Origin of the sequence: Microbacterium azadirachtae (assembly GCF_000956505.1) — a bacterium.
In the GTDB taxonomy this organism is placed as follows: domain Bacteria; phylum Actinomycetota; class Actinomycetes; order Actinomycetales; family Microbacteriaceae; genus Microbacterium; species Microbacterium azadirachtae_A.
In genome coordinates, this window is sequence record NZ_JYIX01000037.1 from 238157 (window position 1) to 253359 (window position 15203).

13 protein-coding genes are annotated in these 15203 nt (G+C 71.4%); 7 read left to right on the top strand and 6 right to left on the bottom strand.

The window, feature by feature from the left end:
- The first annotated feature begins 1 nt into the window (after window position 1).
- From RS86_RS13965 to RS86_RS13975, 3 genes are all read left to right on the top strand, one after another.
- Window positions 2-1009 (top strand): ABC transporter permease, encoded by a 1008-nt coding sequence (locus RS86_RS13965; protein WP_045272834.1) that lies wholly within the window; start codon window positions 2-4, stop codon window positions 1007-1009.
- Complete coding sequence (locus RS86_RS13970; RefSeq protein WP_419177702.1) at window positions 1002-2051, top strand: iron chelate uptake ABC transporter family permease subunit; 1050 nt, start codon at window positions 1002-1004, stop codon at window positions 2049-2051. Before RS86_RS13965 ends, RS86_RS13970 begins: the two co-directional genes overlap by 8 nt.
- A 74-nt stretch (window positions 2052-2125) precedes the next feature.
- The gene (locus RS86_RS13975; RefSeq protein ID WP_045272956.1) at window positions 2126-2956 is read left to right on the top strand and encodes an ABC transporter ATP-binding protein; all 831 of its coding nucleotides are present in this window, start codon (window positions 2126-2128) and stop codon (window positions 2954-2956) included.
- A 33-nt stretch (window positions 2957-2989) separates the two neighbouring features.
- Here the strand turns inward: RS86_RS13975 and RS86_RS13980 are convergent, their stop codons facing one another.
- Complete coding sequence (locus tag RS86_RS13980) at window positions 2990-3937, bottom strand: DNA-3-methyladenine glycosylase family protein (protein WP_045272835.1); 948 nt, start codon at window positions 3935-3937, stop codon at window positions 2990-2992.
- Window positions 3938-4144: 207 nt separating this feature from the next.
- A complete protein-coding gene (locus tag RS86_RS13985; protein WP_045272836.1) occupies window positions 4145-4867 on the bottom strand; it encodes a winged helix-turn-helix domain-containing protein in 723 nt (240 codons plus the stop codon).
- 328 nt (window positions 4868-5195) lie between these two features.
- Here RS86_RS13985 and RS86_RS13995 point away from each other — a divergent pair, with 328 nt between their 5' ends.
- The 3 genes from RS86_RS13995 (at window position 5196) to RS86_RS21095 (ending at window position 9833) form a co-directional block, all read left to right on the top strand.
- Complete coding sequence (locus RS86_RS13995; RefSeq protein WP_152642182.1) at window positions 5196-5504, top strand: GNAT family N-acetyltransferase; 309 nt, start codon at window positions 5196-5198, stop codon at window positions 5502-5504.
- A 130-nt stretch (window positions 5505-5634) separates the two neighbouring features.
- Window positions 5635-6816, top strand: coding sequence for an exonuclease SbcCD subunit D (locus RS86_RS14000; RefSeq protein WP_045272838.1), 1182 nt, complete (start codon window positions 5635-5637; stop codon window positions 6814-6816).
- Entirely contained in the window at window positions 6816-9833 is a 3018-nt protein-coding gene (locus tag RS86_RS21095) for an AAA family ATPase (protein WP_045272839.1), read from the top strand. The genes RS86_RS14000 and RS86_RS21095 overlap by 1 nt, the downstream gene beginning before the upstream one ends.
- Before the next feature lie 32 nt (window positions 9834-9865).
- On the opposite strand, the gene RS86_RS14010 is transcribed toward RS86_RS21095, so the two are convergent.
- The 4 genes from RS86_RS14010 to RS86_RS14025 form a co-directional block, all read right to left on the bottom strand.
- Window positions 9866-11050 (bottom strand): thiolase family protein, encoded by a 1185-nt coding sequence (locus RS86_RS14010; RefSeq protein ID WP_045272840.1) that lies wholly within the window; start codon window positions 11048-11050, stop codon window positions 9866-9868.
- A gap of 97 nt (window positions 11051-11147) precedes the next feature.
- The gene (gene glmS, locus RS86_RS14015; RefSeq protein ID WP_045272841.1) at window positions 11148-12968 is read right to left on the bottom strand and encodes a glutamine--fructose-6-phosphate transaminase (isomerizing); all 1821 of its coding nucleotides are present in this window, start codon (window positions 12966-12968) and stop codon (window positions 11148-11150) included.
- 43 nt (window positions 12969-13011) lie between these two features.
- Window positions 13012-13272, bottom strand: coding sequence for a hypothetical protein (locus tag RS86_RS14020; RefSeq protein WP_045272842.1), 261 nt, complete (start codon window positions 13270-13272; stop codon window positions 13012-13014).
- Window positions 13273-13367: 95 nt separating this feature from the next.
- Window positions 13368-14525: an acyl-CoA dehydrogenase family protein gene (locus RS86_RS14025; RefSeq protein ID WP_045272843.1), complete on the bottom strand. Its 1158-nt coding sequence runs from the start codon at window positions 14523-14525 to the stop codon at window positions 13368-13370.
- An 88-nt stretch (window positions 14526-14613) separates the two neighbouring features.
- On the opposite strand from RS86_RS14025, the gene RS86_RS14030 reads away from it, so the two are divergent.
- Window positions 14614-15192, top strand: a complete 579-nt coding sequence (locus tag RS86_RS14030) for a TetR/AcrR family transcriptional regulator (RefSeq protein WP_045272844.1) — start codon at window positions 14614-14616, stop codon at window positions 15190-15192.
- Window positions 15193-15203 lie beyond the last annotated feature (11 nt).

Consider the following 15203-nt stretch of genomic DNA (forward strand, 5'->3'; position numbering starts at 1 on the left):
CATGACCGCTCCGCTCACCCGCCCCGTCCCGGGCAGCGCTTCCGCTGCTGCCCGGGGCAGGGCGCGACTCTTCGACCCCGCCCTGCTCGTCGGCATCCTCCTCGTCGCCGGGCTCCTCGTGCTGTCGCTCTTCGTCGGCGTCTACGACGTGACCGGATCCGCCGACGGCGCGGAGATGTTCGCGATCACGCGCATCCCGCGCACGACCGCGCTCGTGCTCGCCGGGGCGTCGATGGCGATGGCGGGCCTGGTGATGCAGATGCTGACCCAGAACCGCTTCGTCGAGCCGACCACCACGGGGACGACGGAGTGGGCGGGGCTGGGCCTCCTCGCCGTGTCGGTGCTGGTGCCGCACCCGAGCATCCCGCTGCGGATGCTCGGGGCGGTGCTCTGCGCCTTCGTCGGCACGCTGGTGTTCTTCGCGTTCCTGCGACGCGTGTCCCTGCGGTCCTCCCTGATCGTGCCGATCGTGGGGATCATGCTGGGCGCAGTCGTCGGATCCATCTCGACCTACCTCGCCCTCTCGACCAACACGCTGCAGACGCTCGGCGTGTGGTTCGCCGGGAGCTTCACCGCTGTGCTGCGGGGGCAGTACGAGCTGCTCTGGATCGTCGCGATCGTCGGGGTGATCGTCTTCATCGTGGCCGATCGCTTCACGATCGCAGGGCTCGGCGAGGAGATCGCGACGAACGCGGGCCTGAACCACGGCAGGGTCGTCCTGCTCGGCACCGTGCTCATCGCCGCCACCACCGGAGTCGTCACAGTCGTCGTCGGCAACCTGCCGTTCGTCGGACTGATCGTGCCGAACCTCGTGTCGATGATCCGCGGCGACGACCTGCGCAGCAACCTGCCCTGGGTGTGCCTGCTCGGCGTGGGGCTGGTCACGGTGTGCGACCTCATCGGACGCACCATCATCATGCCGTTCGAGGTGCCCGTGTCTCTCGTGCTGGGCCTCGTCGGGGCCGCGGTGTTCATCGTGCTGATCCTGAGGCAGCGTTCCCGTGGCTGAGGTGCTGAGCCTGGCGCAAGCGCCCGCGACGCCGGCGGCCGAGCGCACGTCCGGTGCGTTCCCGACCGCCCGTGCGCGGCGACGGTACGTCCTCGTGATCGCGGTGCTGACCGTCCTCGCGGCGGCAGCGCTGATCGGACTGCTGGTGCACGGCAACCCCGTGCCGTTCGGAACCGACGGGTTCTGGCGGGTCGTGCAGCTGCGCGTGACGAGCGTGCTGGTGATCCTCGTGGTCGCGATCGCGCAGGCCACCGCGGCCGTCGCCTTCCAGACCGCGGCGAACAACCGGATCGTGACCCCGTCGATCATGGGGTTCGAGTCGCTCTACACGGCGATCCAGACCACGGCCGTGTTCCTGCTCGGGGCCGCCGGGGTCACTGCCCTGCAGGGCGTGCCGCAGTTCGCGCTGCAGATCGTGCTGATGACCGGATTCGCCGTCCTGCTCTACGGCTGGCTGCTGTCCGGTCGGCGCGGCAGCATGCACGTGATGCTGCTGATCGGGATCGTGATCGGCGGCGGGCTCGGCGCCGTGTCCACATTCATGCAGCGGCTGCTCACCCCGAGCGAGTTCGATGTGCTCGCCGCCCGGCTGTTCGGAAGCGTCGCGAACGCGGACGCCTCCTATCTGCCGCTCGCGATCCCGCTGTGCCTGGCCGGATCGGCGCTCCTCGTCCTGCGCTCGCGCCGCCTGAACGTGCTGGCGCTCGGGCCCGACGCGGCGAACGCGCTCGGCGTCGACCATCGGCGCGAGCAGCTGCGCGTGCTGCTGCTCGTGGCCGTGCTCATGGCGACCTCCACTGCGCTGGTCGGGCCGATGACGTTCCTCGGCTTCCTCGTCGCGACCCTCGCCTATCAGCTGGCCGACACGCACGACCATCGGCTCGTGCTGCCTGTCGCCGTGCTCACCGCGATCGCGGTGCTGGGCGGGGCGTACTTCGTGATGAAGCACCTCTTCTCGGCGCAGGGCGCCGTCTCCATCATCATCGAGCTGGTCGGCGGATCCGTCTTCCTGCTCGTCCTGCTCAGGAAGGGACGCCTATGAGCGCCACCGACAGATCCGCGAGACTCCAACTCCGCGACGAGACTGCGGTTCGCGCCCGCAGTCTCGTCGCCCAGATGAAGTCTCGCGGTCAAGGGGAGGGGGGGACCGGGGGCGGGAGCGCAGGCGAGGCGGGCATCTCGATCGCGGGGGTGCGCAAGCGGTACGGGGACCGGACGGGGAAGAGCGCCGGCGTGGCGATCGGACCGGTCGACCTGGAGATCCCCGCCGGGGGCGTGACCGCCCTGATCGGCCCGAACGGCGCCGGCAAGTCGACGCTGCTCACGATGATCGGGCGGCTGCTCGGGATGGATCAGGGATCCATCCGGATCTCCGGATTCGACGTCGGCGCGACGAAGTCCAAGGATCTGGCCACGGTGGTGTCGATCCTGCGCCAGGAGAACCACTTCGTGACGCGTCTGACCGTGCGCCAGCTGGTCGGATTCGGCCGGTTCCCGCATTCGCGCGGCCGGCTCACCCGTGCGGACGAGGAGGCCGTGAGCCGTGCGATCGACTTCCTCGAACTGGGGGAGCTGGAGAAGCGCTACCTCGACGAGCTCTCCGGCGGGCAGCGCCAGCGCGCCTACGTCGCGATGGTGCTCGCGCAGGACACCGGCACCGTGCTGCTGGACGAGCCGCTCAACAACCTCGACATGAAGCACGCGGTGCGCATGATGCGGCACCTGCAGCGGATCTCGGACGAGCTCGGCAAGAGCGTGGTCGTGGTGCTGCACGACATCAACTTCGCCGCGCGCTACGCCGACCGGATCTGCGCGATGAAGGACGGCGAGGTCATCGCGTTCGGCCCGGTCGCCGACATCATTCGGAGCGACGTGCTGACCGACGTGTTCGAGACCCCCGTCACCGTGATCGACGGCCCGGACGGTCCGCTCGCCGTCTGGCACTAGGCGCTCGCCGGTCGCGGTCCGGTAGCGGGACGCTCACCGTTTCCGGTGGTCCTCCGGGGCCAGGCGCGGCCCGCGTCGCGGCTCCTGAGCGCCGCTCATCCGGATCAAGCGCACGACCCGTTGGCGATGCCCCGCCCAGGGCTCGAGCAGCGCGAGCATGCCCGCGTCGTCCGTGCGATGCCCGGTCAGCGCGAACCCGACCTCGTGCGGGAGATGGTAGTCGCCGACGCTCACCGCATCGGGGTCGCCGAGGGCGCGGATCCGGGTCTCCGCGGACGTCCACAGCCCGATCCCGGGCAGGCTCGTGAGCACCCTGTCCCGCGCGGGGCCGTCCGTGGCGGCGTGCACGGCGCGCTCGATGCTGGCGGCGCGCTCGGCGGCGCGCACGATCGTCCGGGACTGCGGCGGCTCGACACCCGCGCGATGCCAGGCCCAGGACGGGATCCGGCGCCAGCCCTCGGCATCGGGGGCGACGGCCATCGGACGAGGGACCGGGCCCGGCGCGGGATCGCCGAAGCGGGTGACAAGGGAGCGCCAGGCACCGTACGCCTGCAGGCCGGTGACCTTCTGCTCGAGGACGACGCCGGCGAGCGCGTCGAAGACCGCGCCCGTGCGCGTCAGACGGACGCCGGGATGCCGCTGCGCGGTCGTCGCGAGCAGCGGGTGGGAGGACGGGTCGAACCCGTCGGGGTCGTCGTGCGCGCCGCACAGCGCGGGGACGAGGTCGAGGGCCGCGTCGGCGCCGGGCCCCCAGGCGCTCGCCCGCACCTCGCCGGATCCGGCGCGCAGCGCGAGCGTCGCGATGCCGGCCTCGGTGCGCAGCGCGAGCCAGAGCACGGTTCCGTCGCGCACGAACGCGGGGTCGCGCGGCCCTCGGCCCAGGACGCCGAGCGTGGCCTGCAGATCGAGCGGCCCGCGCGGGCGGTACGCGGTCTCGCGCACCGGCCAGGTGCGCGGAGCGGGATCCGCGGCGAGGGTCATGGGAACACCCTAGATCCGTGCGCCGACAGGCGGACCTCAGGATCGGGATCCGCTTCTCTGCGGGATCCGTTCGTCGTCGTCGGGTGTACGGGAAGTCGTCGAGTGCGCCGGATCTTCGCGTGGACAAGCCGTGCTTTCGACAGGATCCGGTGCAACCGGCAGGATCCGGTGCCTGAGCCTGCCGTGTGGAAGCGAGCCCGCAGAGCCTCAGAACCGGTCGGGGGAGGGGGTGCCCACGCCGTACCGGATCGCGACGTCGGCGTGGCGGTCGAAGCGGTAGCCGACACCGCGGACGGTGCGGACGATGTCCTCGTAGCGGCCGAGCTTCGCGCGCAGGCGGCGCACGTGCACGTCGATCGTGCGCTCGCCCGGGGCCTCCTCGTCGGAGGTCTGCCACAGCGCGCCGACGAGCTCGCTGCGCTCGATCGTGGAGCCCTCGCGCAGGACGAGGTACTGCAGCAGCTCGAACTCCTTGTAGGTGAACGCGGCGGAGTCGCCGTCGATCAGTACGCGCTTGCGGGAGATGTCGACGACGACTCCGCCGCCGTCCTCGGGCTCGCGCTCCTCGGCCTCCGCCTTGGAACGGGCGATCGCGCCGGGCTCGTGCAGCGCGAGGCGCACGACATCGAGGTCGCGGCCGCCGGTGCCCTGCGGCGCGAGCGCGACGGTGGCGTGGGTCTCCGCATCGGGCGCGAGCTCGGCGAGCGTGCGGCGGAGGGCATCGACGAGCAGGGGCAGGCTCACGCCGTTCGTGGCGGCCTTCAGCTCGTCGAGGCCGACGTAGAGGGCGAAGCCGCGGGGCGAGCGGGCCGGCGGGGCGTCGGCGGCGGGCGCCGGAGCGTCGATCTGGGTGCGCGGCACCGCGTGCAGACGGGGCGCAGCGACGGGGGAGACGGTGACGGGACGCTCGAGGAGGGCGGTGTTCGACATGATGATGGGTCCTTGGAAGGAAGGAGTCGGTCGACGACTCGGAGAGTGTTGCGAAGTGACCGGCGAGCCGGAAGACGAGCACGCGGATGGGTGCTCGGAGACTCAGCCCGCGAAGATCACGACGAGCGAGTCAGACAGAGTTCTGTGGCTTCAGCGACACATTCGGCAACACATGCCAACGCAACCGGGCATCATCATCCCGGTCGTCCCGTTCGCCTCCTGGGCGGACAAGGGGCGTGCGTTGGTGGTCATGGGGCCGATTATTACCGACGGTGACCTCCTATGTCAAAACGGACCCGGTCGAACAATGCGGGCGTAGCGTGAAACGGTGGGGATCTCTTCAAGCTCTGACCGGTTCGTGCTCACTCGCGAGGCCGACGCCTCGCGCTACACGCTGACGCGCGACGGCGTCCTGCTGAGCGTGCTCGACTATCACGACGACGGGCGCACCATGGCGCTGACGAGAGCCTTCACGGTCCCGTCATTCCGCGGATCCGGCTATGCCGCGATCGTCGTGGCCGGTGCCGTCGACGACATCGCCGCACGCGGGGACAGGCGCATCGACGCCGTCTGCTGGTACGTCGCGGACTGGTTCGACGCGCACCCCGAGCGGGCCGATCTGCTCCGCGTGCGCTGAGCCCTATCGTTCCGCGCAGCGTGTGTGACGTTGTGTTACGCGCCCGCGGGAACGGAGGAGGTTTCATCCTCCGGCCGCATCTCCGGCACGCCTCGGAGGAATGTCCGACCCCGTCCGTAGCGTGGTGGGCATGAAGATCCTGCACACCTCGGACTGGCACATCGGCCGGACCTTCCATGGGCACTCCACCCTGGAAGCTCTCGCCGAGGTGCTCGCCGCGCTGGTCGTGCAGGTGCGGGAGAACGACGTCGACGTCGTCGTCGTCGCGGGCGACGTGTTCGACTCGGCGACCCCGGCGGCGCCCGCCTACACGCTCCTCACCGACACGCTCGTCGCCCTGCACGCCACGGGTGCCAGGGTGATCGTGACCAGCGGCAACCACGACTCCGCGGCTCGGCTGGGCTTCCAGGCGCGGCTGCTGCGCGACGGGATCCACGTCGTGACGGATCCGCGCACGATCGGAGAGCCGATCACGATCGACGACGCCGACGGACCGGTCCGGTTCTTCGGGATCCCCTACCTCGAACCGGCGATCGTGCGGCAGTACTGGGCTGGTGACAGCGCCGCCGACGCCGCCGACGGACGCCCGCTGCGCACGCAGGCGCAGACCCTCGCACACGCGATGGGGCTCGTGCGCGCAGGGATGGCGGAGCACCCCGGCCGCTCGGTCGTGATCGCGCACTGCTTCGCAGCCGGCGTCGACCCGACGGTCGGCCTCGAGCGCGAGATCCGCCAGGGCGGCATCGACATGGTGCCGGTGTCGGTGTTCGACAGCGCGGACTACGTCGCGCTCGGGCACATCCACGGGCGCCAGGCGCTCACGGAGTGGGTGCGGTACGCCGGTGCGCCGCTGCACTACAGCTTCGGCGAGCAGCACAAGCCCCGGGGGTCGTGGCTCGTCGACCTGGCCGCGGACGGCACGGTCGATGCGCAGTGGCTGGAGCTTCCCGTGCCGCGCCGGCTCGTGACGCTGACCGGATCCTTCGACGAGATCCTCTCGGCCGAGAACGTGGCTGCGCACGTCGACGACTGGGTGTGCGCGGTCTACACCGACGACCTCCCGCAGACCGAACCCATGCGCCGTCTGCGCGAGAAGTACCCGTTCTGTGCGCTCGTGCAGCACGAACCCCTGCGGATGGAGTCCGTCGAGGAGCGCTCGTACAGCGAGCGCCTGCGCACGGCCGCGACCGATGAGGAGCGCATCGACGCCTTCCTCGCGCACGTGCGGAACGGGGCCGGGGCGACGCCGCGCGAACAGGAACTGATCCGCGAGGTGCTCGACGACCGCACTCTGGCGGAGGCGCTGGTCTAGTGCGCCTGCATCGGCTCGAGATCGAGGGCTTCGGCCCGTTCCTGAAACGGCAGGCGATCGACTTCGACGCGTTCGCCGACGACGGCGTCTTCCTGATCGGCGGGCGTACCGGTGCGGGCAAGTCCAGCATCCTCGACGCCGTGTGCTTCGGGCTCTACGGCAATGTCCCGCGCTACGAGGGCGGGGAGAAGCGTCTGCGCAGCGACCACTGCGAACCCGCGGATGCCACCGAGGTCGTGGTCGAGTTCAGCACCGTCTCCGGGCGATACCGGGTGACGCGATCGCCCGAGTATCAGCGCCCTGCGAAGCGCGGCGGCGGCCTGACGAAACAGGCGTCCTCGGTGGCGCTGGAGGAGTCCGTCGGCGGGCACTGGATCGGCCGGGCCGCGCGCGAGGTCGATGTCGCGCACGCGCTGGACGAGATCCTGCAGCTCAACCTGCAGCAGTTCCTGCAGGTGATCCTGCTCGCGCAGGGGCGCTTCGCGCGGTTCCTGCTCGCCGACAGCCGGGAACGGCAGTCGCTGCTGCGCCGGCTCTTCGGCACCGGCCGGTTCGAGGACTACCAGGCGCGCTTCGACGAGCGCCGTCGGACATCCGAGCAGGCGCTGGGCGCGGGCCGCGCGACCGTGATCGCCCGCGTCGAGCAGGCCGAGAAGCTCGTCGCCGAGAACGCCCTGCACAGCGCCGATCCGAGCAGGACGGATGCCGAGTCGCCGGCATCCGACGAGCCGGCCCCGTCCCTTGACGGACGCCTGGATGCCCTGCGCCGGGCCAAGGCACGCGCCGACTACCGTCACGAGCAGCGCGGTCAGGAACGGGATCAGGCGGAGTCCGCGCATCGCACCGCGAGCGTGGCGCTGGCGGTCGCGCGCGAGGAGCGGCAGGCGCAGGCCGAGCGGGATCGGGCCCGTTCCGCGCTCACCGCCCTCGACGCCGCCGCCGGCCGGATCGCCGCAGACCGCCGGACGCTCGACGACGCCAGGGCCGCCGAGGTTCTCCGCCATGTGCTGAGCACCGCGGAGCGCGCGGCGGACGCCGCCACGGCCGCCGCACTGGAGGTCGCCGCCGCCGAGAAGGGGTGGCGTGGTCGCACGGCGGATGAGGACGACCTTCCCGAGGGATCCTCGGCGGAGGCGCTGCGGGAGTGGGCGTCCGCCCTCACCCGGTCCAGCGGCGCCTGGCAGCAGGCGGCGACGGCCGAGGCGCAGCTCGCCGCCTACGAGACCGCGGTGACCACCGCGCAGAGCGAGGCGGAGGCCGCGGCCGTGGAGCGCGCCGCCCGCGAGCACGAGCGTGCGGCCCTGCCGGCCGCGATCGACGCGCTGACCGCCGAGCGCGACGACCTGCGCCGGCGGGCCGATCGCGCGGCCGACCTCGAGGCCACGGTCGCGCAGGCCGCCTCGCGGCTCGCGGGGGCGAGAGACGTGGTGGCACGGACCGAGGAACGGGGAGCGGCCGAGCGAACGGTCGCCGACCGCGAGCAGGAGGCCGCGGCCGCGTTCGCGCATGCCGCGGACCTGCGCCGCCGCCGTGAGGCCGGGATGGCCGGTGAGCTCGCCGAGGCGCTGATCCCTGGTGAGGCCTGCAGCGTGTGCGGGGCGACGGAGCATCCGGCACCGGCCGCGCACGCGGATCCGGTCTCGGCGGAGGACGTGGCAGAGGCCACTGAGGCACGCGAGCGCTCGGCGGAGCAGGTGCGCCTCGCCACGAGTGCGCTGGCCGCGGTGGACGCCGCCCTGTCCGCGGCCACGGCGCATGCTGATGGGCGGACGGTGGAGGCCGCGGAGGCCGAGCTCTCCGCTGCCGGCGCGGAACGGGACGCTGCGGTGGCGGCGACGACCGCCGCCGCGGACGCCGAACACCGTCTCACCGAGCGGCGGGCGGCGGCCGAGGGGCTCGAGAGCGAGATCGCGAACCTGTCCGTGCGTCACGCCGAGGCGAGCGAGCGTCTGGCCCTCGCCCGGCAGACACTCGCATCCGCCCAGGAGTCCGTCGCGCAGGCGCGGGGCGCTTTCGCCACCGTGGCCGCGCGTGTGGCCGATGCGAGCGCGCGGATCGGCGCGGCACAGGGCCTCGCCACGGCGCTCGAGGAGCGCCACGCCCGCGCCGAGGCCGCCTCCGCCGCGCTCGCCGAGCAGCAGGAGGCCCTGGCTGCGTCCCCTTTCGAAGACGCGGCCGCCGCCGGAGCCGCCCTGCGCAGCCCCGCAGACCAGGCCGCGCTCGACGAACGGATCGCCGCACACGCCGCCGAGCGCACGAAGGAGCGCGCGATCCTGTTCGATCTCGAGCTGCGCACCCTCCCCGACGAACTCATCGACCTCGCCCCGCACGAGGCCGCCGAATCCGATGCGCGTACGGCGTGGACGACCGCCGTCGACGAGGCCAGCCGCGCGGGCGTGACCAGCGCCCAGCTCGGATCCCTCCTCGAGTCCGCGGCGGCCGAGCACGCGCGTGGCGCTGCGGCGGCCGAGGAGCACGAGACTCTGCAGCGGCTCGCGGATACGGTCGCCGGGCGCGGGGCGAACACCTACCGGATGAACCTCGAGACCTTTGTGCTCGCCGCGGAGCTCGAGGAGATCGTCGCCGCCGCGAACCTGCGCCTCTCCGACATGTCGTCAGGGCGCTATCAGCTGCAGCACAGCGACGCCAGGGCGGCGCGCGGAGCCGCCTCGGGCCTCGGCATCGTCGTCTTCGACGCGTTCACGGGGCAGACCCGGCCCGCCCAGTCGCTCTCCGGCGGCGAGACGTTCCTCGGTTCGCTCGCTCTCGCGCTCGGGCTCGCCGAGGTCGTCACGGCGCGCGCCGGCGGCATCCAGCTCGACACGCTCTTCATCGATGAAGGCTTCGGATCCCTCGACGGCGAGACGCTCGACGTCGCCATGCGCACGCTTGACGAGCTGCGCGCGGGCGGCCGCACTGTCGGCGTGATCAGCCACGTCGAGGCCATGCAGGAGCAGATCCCGGCCCAGATCACCGTGCGCGCGACGCCCGAGGGTCCGAGCGTGATCGACGCCTGAACGCCTGAACGCCTGAACGCCTGAACCGGTCGTCAGAGCAGCTCGTACACCGTGGCGTTGGCCATGCCGCCGCCCTCGCACATCGTCTGCAGGCCGTAGCGGATCCCGTTCTGCCGCATGTGGTGCAGCAGGGTCGTGGTCAGACGCGCGCCCGATCCGCCCAGGGGATGGCCGAGGGCGATCGCCCCGCCGCGCGGGTTGACGAGATCCGGATCTGCGCCGGTCTCGGCGAGCCATGCGAGCACGACCGGGGCGAACGCCTCGTTGACCTCGAAGGCGCCGATGTCGGCGAGGCCGAGGCCGGCGCGGGCGAGCACCTTCGCGGTGGCCGGGATGGGCCCGGTGAGCATGAGGATCGGATCCGATCCCACGACCGCGACGCTGTGCACGCGCGCGATCGGGGCGAGTCCGAGTTCGGCGGCGCGCGCGCTCATCATCATGAGCACGGCGGCCGCGCCGTCGGAGATCTGCGAGGCGCTGCCGGCCGTTACCACGCCGCCCTCGAGGAACGGCGCCGGAAGGGTCGCCAGGCGCTCGACCGTGGAGTCCGCGCGGATGCCCTGGTCCGTCGTGACCACGCCCGCGGCCGTGGTCACGGGGACGATCTCGTCCGCGAACAGCCCGGCCGCGGTCGCCGCGGCGGCCTTCTGGTGCGAGCGCACCGAGAACTCGTCCAGCTGCGTGCGGGTGAGGCCCCACTTCCGCGCGATGAGCTCTGCGCCCACGCCCTGGTTGCCCAGATCCGGGAAGCGCTCGTGCATGAGCGGGCCGTAGGGATCCTGCTCGATGCCGTTGACAGAACCGACGCTGGAGAACATCGGCACACGGGACATGACCTCGACCCCGCCCGCCACGACGATGTCGGCGTGGCCTGCGATGATCGCGGCGGCCGCGCTCTGGATCGCCTGCTGCGACGACCCGCACTGGCGGTCGATCGTCATCCCCGGCACGTGCTCGGGCAGCCCCGCGGCGAGGGCGGCGTTGCGGCCCACGTTGAAGGACTGCTCGCCGACCTGCGACACGCAGCCCCACAGCACATCGTCGACGAGGGCCGGATCGACGCCCGTGTCGGCCAGCACGGCCCGGATCGGGTGCGTGGAGAGGTCGACGGGGTGCACGCCGCTGAAGACCCCGCGCTCCGGCTTGCCGATGCCGACGGCGGTGCGGCGGGCGGCGACGATGACCGCGTCCCGGCCGGAGAACCCAGAGTTGCTCATCCTGCCATTGTCCTCCGGCCGAGGTTTCGAAGCGCGCAAATGGTTCGATCCGCGGCGCGATGGCCGCCATTCGCGCGCTTCGAATCGAAGACGGACGTCACTCCACCGTGACGGACTTGGCGAGGTTGCGGGGCTTGTCCACATCGTGACCGAGCCGGACCGCCGCGTGGTAGGCGAGCAGCTGGGTCGGGATGGTCAGCAGGATCGGATCCAGCTCCGGCTCGTTCTTCGGGACGACGATCGTTCGCGCGTCGAGGTGCGCGAGATCGACCCCGGCGTGCGTGATGGCGATCAGCGGACCCTTGCGCGCCAGGATCTGCTCGGCCGCCGCGAGGTTGCGGTCGGTCAGCTCGTCCTCCGGGATGAGCGCGACCGTAGGCATGTGCGGGTCGATCAGGGCGAGCGGGCCGTGCTTGAGCTCGCTCGTCTGGTACGCCTCCGCGTGGATGTAGCTGATCTCCTTGAGCTTCTGCGCGCCCTCGCGGGCGACGGGGAACCCGCGCACCCGCCCGATGTAGAAAGCGCTCTGCGCCTTCGCGATGTCCTCGGCGACCGCCGCGATCGGATCCGCGTCCTCGAGGATCTCCCGGATCTGCTCGGGGATGCGCTGCAGTCCGCGGAGGATCCGCTGGCCGTCCGCGTGGGACAGGTCGTGCAGACGCCCGAGGTGCAGCGCGAGCAGGGCGAAGGAGAGCGCCATGTTCGTGAGCGCCTTGGTGGAGGCGACGGAGATCTCGGGTCCTGCGTGCAGGTAGATCCCGCCATCGACCGTGCGGGCGATGGTCGAGCCCACGACGTTGACGACGCCGATCACGCGGCCGCCCTTGCGCTTGATCTCCTCGACGGCGAACGCCGTGTCGGCGGTCTCGCCGCTCTGGCTCACCGCGACGTAGAGCGTGTCCGACTCGATGATGGGCTGGCGGTACCGGAACTCGGACGCGGCCTCCGCGTCGGCGGGGATCCGGGCCAGGTCCTCGATGAGCTGCGCGCCCAGCTGGCCGACGTAGTAGGCGGATCCGCAGCCGAGGATCTTGATCCGGCGGAAGCTGCGGAGCTCCCGCGGATCCAGTCCGAGCCCGTCCAGGCGGGCAGTCGCGAACCTCTCATCGAGCCGGCCGCGCAGGACCATCGCCGCGGCGTCGGGCTGCTCGTGGATCTCCTTGAGCATGTAGTGCTCGTAGCCGCTGAGCTCGAGATCCTCCGCCGCGACGCTGATCTCGACCGGCTCCGAACTGGTCGGGCTGTTGCCGCGGTCGAACGTCCTGAACCCGGTCGCGGTCACGGTCGCGAGCTCGCCGTCGTTCAAGTGCACGACCCGGTCAGTGTGCCGCACGAGGGCCGCCACATCGCTGGCCACGAGCATCTCTTTGTCGCCGATGCCGATGATCAGCGGGGATCCGCTGCGCGCCAGGACGATCCGCTCTGGATGCCGCTCGTCCAGCACGGCGAGGGCGTAGGTGCCGGTGATCCGGGCGAGGGCGGTGAGCACCGCCTCCTCGAGGGTCTCCGCGTCCGCCTGGGCGATCAGGTGGGCGATGACCTCGGTGTCGGTGTCGCTCTGGAGCTCGACGCCGGACTGCGTGAGATGGGCGCGCAGGGCCGCCGCGTTGTCGATGATGCCGTTGTGCACGACGCTGATCCGGCCGTCCTGGCTGCGCTGGGGGTGCGCGTTCTGCTCGAGGGCGGGACCGTGGGTCGCCCAGCGGGTGTGGCCGATCCCGACCGTGCCGGTGAGCCGCTTCGGCAGCGCGGCCTCGAGCTCGCGCACCCGGCCGACCCGCCGGATCGAGGTCGTGCCCTTGCTTCCGAGCACGGCGATGCCGGCCGAGTCGTAACCGCGGTACTCGAGGCGGGTGAGGCCTTCGACGAGGACGGGGGCGGCGGCCTGATGGCCGATGTAACCGACGATTCCGCACATGGTGGGTCTCCTCAGGAGTAGGGGGGAAGGGGACGGGCCGGGCTCAGCCGTACACGATGCGGCGCAGCTGCCGCTCGGAGAGCTCCGGGGCGGCGACGCGACGATCGCGCAGCTCGGCGGCGATGAGCGCGAAGGCCTCCGCGTTGCGCGTGCCGTAGAGCTGGAGCTCGGCGTGGCGGCGCCGCACGAAGGCTTCGACGGGCTCGTCGTACCAGGCGAGGACGTCATCGACGACCCGCGCGGCGACGCTCGCCGGCAGACCGGTGGACGCCACGATCCGCTGGATCAGGTCATCGTCGGTCATGAGTCGAGTATGCGGATCCGGGGCCGCGAACGACAAAGATCTGCCCGAATTCGGGCAGATCTCGTCAAAAGTGTTCAGGGCGTGCGGCTAGAGGGTCACAGTCCGAGGCTGCGGGCGATCAGCATGAGCTGCACCTCGGTCGTGCCCTCGCCGACCTCGAGGATCTTGGAGTCGCGGTAGTGCCTGGCGACGCGGTACTCGTTCATGAACCCGTTGCCGCCGAACACCTGGGTGGCGTCGCGCGCGTTGTCCATCGCGGCGTCGCTCGCGGTGAGCTTTGCGATCGCCGCCTCCTGCTTGAAGGGCTTGCCTGCGAGCATGAGCGCGGCCGCGTGGTAGTAGGCGCGGCGGGCGACCAGTGCGCGCGCCTCCATCCGGGCGATCTTGAACGCGATGGCCTGATGCCCGCCGATGTGCGTGCCGAACGCCTGGCGCTCCTTCGCGTAGCGGACCGCGTCGTCGACGCAGCCCTGTGCCGCGCCGACCGCGAGGGCCGCGATCGCGATGCGCCCCTCGTCCAGGATCCGCAGGAAGTTCGCGTAGCCGCGCCCCCGCTCGCCGAGGAGGTTCCCCTCCGGCACGCGCACGTCGTCGAACGACAGCCCGTGGGTGTCCGAGGCGTTCCAGCCGACCTTGTCGTAGGGCGGGGCGACGACGAAGCCCGGCGTCCCGGACGGCACGATGATCGTCGAGATCTCCTTGCCCCGCTCGGTCTCGCCCGTGACCGCGGTGACCGTCACGAAGGCGGTGATGTCGGTGCCGGAGTTCGTGATGAACTGCTTCGACCCGTTGATGACCCACTCGTCCCCGTCCCGCCGTGCGGTGGTGCGGGTGCGGCCGGCGTCGCTGCCCGCATCGGGTTCGGTGAGGCCGAATCCTCCGAGCTGCGTGCCCGCGGCGAGGGAGGGCAGCCAGCGCTGCTTCTGCTCCTCGGTGCCGAACCGGAAGATCGGCATGGCTCCGAGGGAGACGCCGGCCTCGAGTGTGATGGCGACGCTCTGGTCGACCTTCGCGAGCTCCTCGAGGGCGAGGCAGAGCGCGAAGTAGTCGCCACCCATGCCGCCGTACTCCTCGGGGAAGGGCAGGCCGAACAGACCGAGCTCCGCCATGCCCGCGACGACCTCGTAGGGGAAGCTGTGCTCGCGGTCGTGCTGCGCGGACGCCGGGGCGACCACCTGCTCCGCGAAATCGCGGACGGTCGCGGACAGTTCGCGGTACTCCTCGGGGAGTTCGGACGGGATCGTCTCGGACACGCAGACCAGCTCCTCAGTGAACGATCGGTAACTGAAATAGATGTTAGCGCGCGTTCACTCGACTGTCCAGGATCGCTATCCTTACGGGATGACCACCGCGAGGGCGCAGGGGAAGGCACGGACGAGGCAGCTCTTCCTCGACGCCGCCGCCCGGCTCTTCGCGGATCGCGGGTTCCATGCCGTCTCGATCGGCGAGCTCGGCACCGCGGTCGGGGTCAGCGGACCGGCCCTGTACCGGCACTTCCCGAGCAAGGACGCGATGCTCGAGGAGATCCTGATCGGCACCAGCGAGTTCCTGCTGCAGGGCGGATCCGAGATCATCGCCGCGCCGCACTCCTCGGATCTGGACGTGCTGGACGACCTCATCGACTTCCACCTCACGTTCGCGCTCGCTCATCGCGACATCATCCGCGTGCAGGACCGCGAGCTGGGCACGCTCCCGAAGGTCGCGAATCGCCAGGTGCGCAAGCTTCAGCGGCAGTATCTGGATCTTTGGGCCGAGGTCGTCGGCCGGCTGCGCCCCGAGATCGCGCCGGCCGATCTCCAGGTGGCGATGCACGCGGTGTTCGGGCTGCTGAACTCCACGGCGCACAGCACCGAGAAGCTCGTCTCGGCCGATGAGCGCGGAATACTCTCCGGCGCCGCGCGGCGCGTGCTGATCGGCTGACGGGCCCCGCG